The sequence below is a fragment of the Actinoplanes sp. NPDC026623 genome, assembly GCF_040638275.1.
Classification (GTDB): domain Bacteria; phylum Actinomycetota; class Actinomycetes; order Mycobacteriales; family Micromonosporaceae; genus Actinoplanes.
Genome location: NZ_JBEZXZ010000347.1, coordinates 1 through 4,951, shown reverse-complemented (window position 1 = coordinate 4,951; position 4,951 = coordinate 1). Strand labels below are relative to the sequence as shown.

At 74.0% G+C, this 4,951-nt stretch carries 4 protein-coding genes and 1 pseudogene; all 5 read left to right on the top strand.

Translation table 11 applies throughout. From position 1 onward, the window contains the following. A pseudogene (locus tag AB0F10_RS44160) lies at window positions 1–646 on the top strand (Daple); the annotation flags it as partial. Further along, complete coding sequence (locus AB0F10_RS44155) at window positions 646–1,638, top strand: alpha/beta hydrolase (RefSeq protein WP_360640295.1); 993 nt, start codon at window positions 646–648, stop codon at window positions 1,636–1,638. The pseudogene AB0F10_RS44160 and the gene AB0F10_RS44155, both read left to right, overlap by 1 nt. Window positions 1,639–1,702: 64 nt before the next feature. Continuing rightward, the gene (locus tag AB0F10_RS44150; protein ID WP_360640292.1) at window positions 1,703–2,563 is read left to right on the top strand and encodes a DUF3152 domain-containing protein; all 861 of its coding nucleotides are present in this window, start codon (window positions 1,703–1,705) and stop codon (window positions 2,561–2,563) included. Window positions 2,564–2,788: 225 nt separating this feature from the next. After that, window positions 2,789–3,571 carry a DUF3152 domain-containing protein gene (locus AB0F10_RS44145; protein WP_360640289.1) on the top strand — a complete coding sequence of 261 codons (783 nt, stop codon included), beginning with the start codon at window positions 2,789–2,791 and terminating at the stop codon, window positions 3,569–3,571. 73 nt (window positions 3,572–3,644) lie between these two features. Beyond that, on the top strand, window positions 3,645–4,865 hold the full coding sequence (gene moeZ, locus AB0F10_RS44140; RefSeq protein WP_360640286.1) for an adenylyltransferase/sulfurtransferase MoeZ: 1,221 nt from the start codon (window positions 3,645–3,647) through the stop codon (window positions 4,863–4,865). The last annotated feature ends 86 nt before the right edge of the window (window positions 4,866–4,951 follow it).

Here is a 4,951-nt window from a genome sequence, read left to right as displayed (position 1 = left end):
GTCCGCCCCGCCGCCGGCCCGGACCTCGGCGCCGGCGGCCCAGGCCTCCGCGCCGCCTGCCGCTCGGGTCGTCGCGCCGAGCGCCCCGGTCACCCCGTTCGTGCCCAGCCAGCCCAACCCGGCCGGCCGGCCGCCGCCCGGCTCGGGCTTCGGCCCCGGCCCCACCGCCGGGTTCATGGCGCCGATGGCGGGCGGCTCCGAGCCGCCCGCGCCGCGTCCGCTGGACCCGGGCGAGCACCCCGGCCCCCGCGTGATGATCGAGAGCGTGCAGGTCAACACGTTCGGCACCGAGGCGACCGTCGAGGTCCGGCTGGTCGTCAACGGCCTGGTCACCTCCGGCGAGGCCACCGGCCCCGCCACCGACGGTTACCTGCTGCGGCTCTGCGCGATGGCCACCGCCAGCGCGGTCGACGAGTTGCTCACCCACTCGGACCACGCCGACGGCCCGGCGAAGTGCTTCGTCGAGCACGCCGCGTGCGTGCCGTTCGGGCCGACGCAGGTCGCAGTCGTCGTGCTGCTGCTCTCGGTCGGCGGCTGGGTCGAGCAGCTCTCCGGGTCGGCGGTGATCACCGGCGACGACCGGCAGGCCATGGTTCGTGCCACTCTCGCTGCGATCAACCGCCGCCTTGAGGCACTGTTGTCCTGATGAAGGGTGCGATCCTCGCGGCGGACGACGCGCTGCCGCCCGACGGCGCCGTGCCCCCGCCGTGGCCGGCCCGCCGGGTCGTGATCGACGGGGCCATGCTGCACGTCCGCGACACCCCGTCCACCGCGCCCGGCGCGGAGCCCGCCGTCTACGTGCACGGGCTGGGCGGCTCCTCGCAGAACTGGACGGACTTCGCCGGGCTGCTCGCCGCCCGGTTCGACGCGCAGGCCGTCGACCTGCCCGGCTTCGGCTACAGCGACCCGAGCCCGCGCTACTCCATCGCGGCCTTCGCCGACCGGCTCATCGGCTACCTGGATTACGCCGGGCGCGGCCCGGTCCACCTGGTCGGCAACTCGCTCGGCGGCTCCATCTCCGTACGCGTGGCCGCCCTGCGCCCCGACCTGGTCAGGACCCTGACGCTGATCTCGCCGGCCATGCCGTTCCTCGACCCCCGGCGCACCGCGCAGGGCCCGATGCTGCCGCTGCTCGCCCTGCCGCGCGGCGAACGGCTCTTCGCCTGGGGCATGGCCCGGATGACCCCGGAGCAGCTCGCCGAGCAGGTGCTGCTCGCCTGCTTCGGCGACACCGGGAAGGTGAATCCGCAGCGCCGCGTCGAGGCGATCGAGGAGATCAAGCTCCGGCACACCGTCGAGCACTATCCGCGGGCCTACCTCGGGACGCTGCGCGGGCTGGTGTCCAGCTTCCTCCGGGCGTACCTGCCGGGGGTGAATTCGCAGTGGCGGCTGGCCGCGCGGATCACCGCGCCCACCCTGGTGATCGGCGGCCTCCGGGACGAACTGGTCGATCCTCGGGTGCCGGTGCAGGTCGCCAAGGTGATACCGGACAGCCGGCTGCTGATCCTGCCCGGCGTCGGCCACGTCGCCCAGATGGAGGTTCCGCGCCTGGTCGCGCGGGGTGTCATCGGGATGATCGAGGACGTCGGTTCCGCGGGAGCCGAGGCGATGATCAATGGGTCTCCCGGGCCTGGGTGACGTACGTCGCCCGGAAGATCGGTGGGAAGGCGGCGGCTGACCCGCTGTGGCACGCTGGTTCCCAATGATCGGTTCCCGTACCCCCGTCGCGCCCGGAAACGGAAGCGATCGACGGCGCCGTTGGTGGCTCGCGGGCCTGGTCATCGCGGCCGTGCTGCTGGCCGCCGGGATGCTCCTCCCGGTGTTCCTGCCGTCCGGGCCCCTGGTCGACCCCGTCGCGGCACTCACCCCGTCCGCGGCGCCGCCGGCGCCGTCCGCGTCCGCCTCGGCCTCGCCGTCGCCCGCGCCGCCCACCTCCGCGGCGCCGCCGCCGAACCGGCTCATCCTGCCGGGCCGGGTGCCCGCGCGGGGCACGGGCCGGTTCGCGTACGCGCCGGGCCGCGGCCCGGTGCTGGGGAGGAAGGGGCCGCTGCGGCGCTTCCGGGTCGCGGTGGAGCAGGGCAGCAACGAGGACCCGGCCGACTTCGCGGCGCAGGTGGAGGCGACGCTGGGTGACCGGCGGAGCTGGACCGGCGACGGGCGGCTGCGGTTGCAGCGGGTGGCCGGCGACGAGGCGGCGAGCTTCACGGTGTACCTCGCCACCCGGGACACCGCCGGGCGGATGTGCCGCCGGGGCGGCACCAACATCACGGTCGGCGGGCGGCCCTACACGTCGTGCCGGGTGACCGGCAAGGCGATCATCAACCTGGACCGCTGGCGGCTGTCGTCGCGGCCCTACGTCGCGGCCCGGGTGCCGCTCGCGGTGTACCGGGACTACGTGGTGAACCACGAGGTCGGCCACGAGTTGGGCCAGAGCCACCAGGGCTGCCCGAAGCGCGGCGGGCCGGCGCCGGTGATGGTGCAGCAGACGCTGATGCTGCGCGGCTGCGTGCCGTACGCGTGGCCGCTGCGGGGTGCCCGCCGGTTCGCCGGTCCGGGCCTCTGACCGCGGGCGGACTCCGGGAAACCCCGGTGGGCCACCGCCGCCTCTGGCACGCTGGCGGTGGCAATGGCAGAGGTGGCGAGGGGTTCAGCGGATCGGGCAGTGTCCGCGCGGGCGGTGGCGCATTACACGCCCCGCTACCGCCACCAGCGCAGACGCGAGCGTCGCTCCGCGGCCGTGCCGCAGCTGTTGGTCGTCGCGGTCGCCGCCCTCGTGGTAGGTGGGATCATGCGCACTGACGGCGGCGACGACCCGGCCACCGGCAACGGTGCCGCGCCGATCGCGGTCCCCGCCAGCGACGACCCCACGCCCGGCCGCGCCACCGCGCCGGCCGCGACACCCGCCGGCGGCGCTGCCGCGTCGGCGGCGACACCCGCATCCGTGGCGCCGTCCCCGGCTCCCGCCGCGCCGCCCGACGCCGTCGACGAGGTGCCGGCCGGTGCCGCGGCCGCCGCCGGCGGGTTCGTCTACGCCCCGGGCCCGGGCCCGGTGCTCGGCGCGGCCGGCCCGCTGCGGCGCTTCAGGGTCGCGGTCGAGCGGAATCTCGGCGAGGGCGACGGCGGGGACTTCGCCGGCGAGGTCGACCGGATCCTCGGCGATCCGCGCAGCTGGACCGCCGGGCGGCAGTTCCGGCTGCAGCGGGTGCCGGGGCCGGCCGACGCCGAGTTCACGATCTTCCTGGCCTCGGCCGGGACCTCCGAGCGGATGTGCGCCCGCGGCGGCCTGCACACCAGGGGGTTCACCTCGTGCCGGCTGCCCGGCCAGGTGATCATCAACCATGATCGCTGGCAGGGCTCGGTGCCGGACTACGGCGCACCGCTCGGGACCTACCGGGCGTACGCGATCAACCACGAGGTCGGCCACCAGCTGGGCCACGGCCACGAGGCCTGCGCCGGCCGGGGCGAGCCCGCGCCGGTGATGATGCAGCAGACCTACGGCCTCAAGGGCTGCGTCGCCAACTCCTGGCCGTACCTCGACGGCAGGCGGTACGCGGGCAACCCCGTCGAGTGATCGTTGATTCCCCATCCCGCATGTCGGGCCGGTGTCGCACGTCATGTCCGGCTCCGCCGCCGGAGGAGCAAGAATGGGTGGCGCACCTACCGTCGATCCCGGGGAGTTCACCGTGTCACTGCCCCCGCTCGTCGAGCCGGCCGCCGAGCTGAGCATCGACGAGATCCGTCGCTACTCGCGTCACCTGATCATCCCCGACGTCGGGATGGACGGGCAGAAGCGGCTGAAGAACGCCAAGGTCCTGGCCGTCGGCGCGGGTGGTCTCGGGTCTCCCGCGCTGCTCTACCTGGCCGCGGCCGGCGTCGGCACGCTCGGCATCGTCGACTTCGACACCGTCGACGAGTCCAACCTTCAGCGCCAGGTCATCCACGGCGTCTCCGACGTGGGCCGGCCAAAGGCCGAGTCCGCCGCGGCCAGCATCCGGGAGATCAACCCGCTGGTGAATGTGGTCATCCACAACACCGCGCTGGACCGCGACAACGTCAAGGAGATCTTCAGCCAATACGACCTGATCGTCGACGGCACCGACAACTTCGCGACCCGCTACCTGGTCAACGACGCCGCGGTGCTGCTCGGCAAGCCGTATGTCTGGGGTTCGATCTACCGCTTCGACGGCCAGGCGTCCGTGTTCTGGGAGGAGCACGGCCCCTGCTACCGCTGCCTCTACCCGGAGCCGCCGCCGCCCGGCATGGTCCCGTCCTGCGCCGAGGGCGGCGTCCTCGGCGTGCTCTGCGCGTCGATCGGCTCGATCCAGGTCAACGAGGCGATCAAGCTGATCACGGGCATCGGCGAGCCGCTGGTCGGCAAGCTGATGGTCTACGACGCCCTGGAGATGGAGTACCGCAAGGTCCGGGTCCGCAAGGACCCGGCGTGCGCGCTCTGCGGCGAGAACCCGACGGTCACCGACCTGCTCGAGGACTACGAGGACTTCTGCGGCGCCGTCTCCGAGGAGGCGCAGGAGGCGACCCTGAACGCGACGATCACCGCGCGCGAGCTCAAGGACATGCAGGACGCGGGCAAGGACGTGTTCCTGGTCGACGTCCGCGAGCCCGCGGAGTATGAGATCGTCAGCATCCCGGGCGCGACCCTGATCCCCAAGGGCGACATCCTGTCGGGCGCGGCGCTCGCCCGCTTCCCGCAGGACCGGCAGATCGTGCTGCACTGCAAGTCGGGCGTGCGCTCGGCGGAGGCGCTCGCGGCCCTCAAGGCGGCGGGGTTCAAGGACGCCGTGCACGTGCAGGGTGGCATCGTCTCCTGGGTCAACACGGTGGACCCGTCGCTGCCGTCCTACTGAGCCGCACACAGGCGAAACGGCCGCCGTCCCGCCTCGCGGGGCGGCGGCCGTGCTGGTTCGGCGGGGGCAGCGGGTGTGGGCGGTGG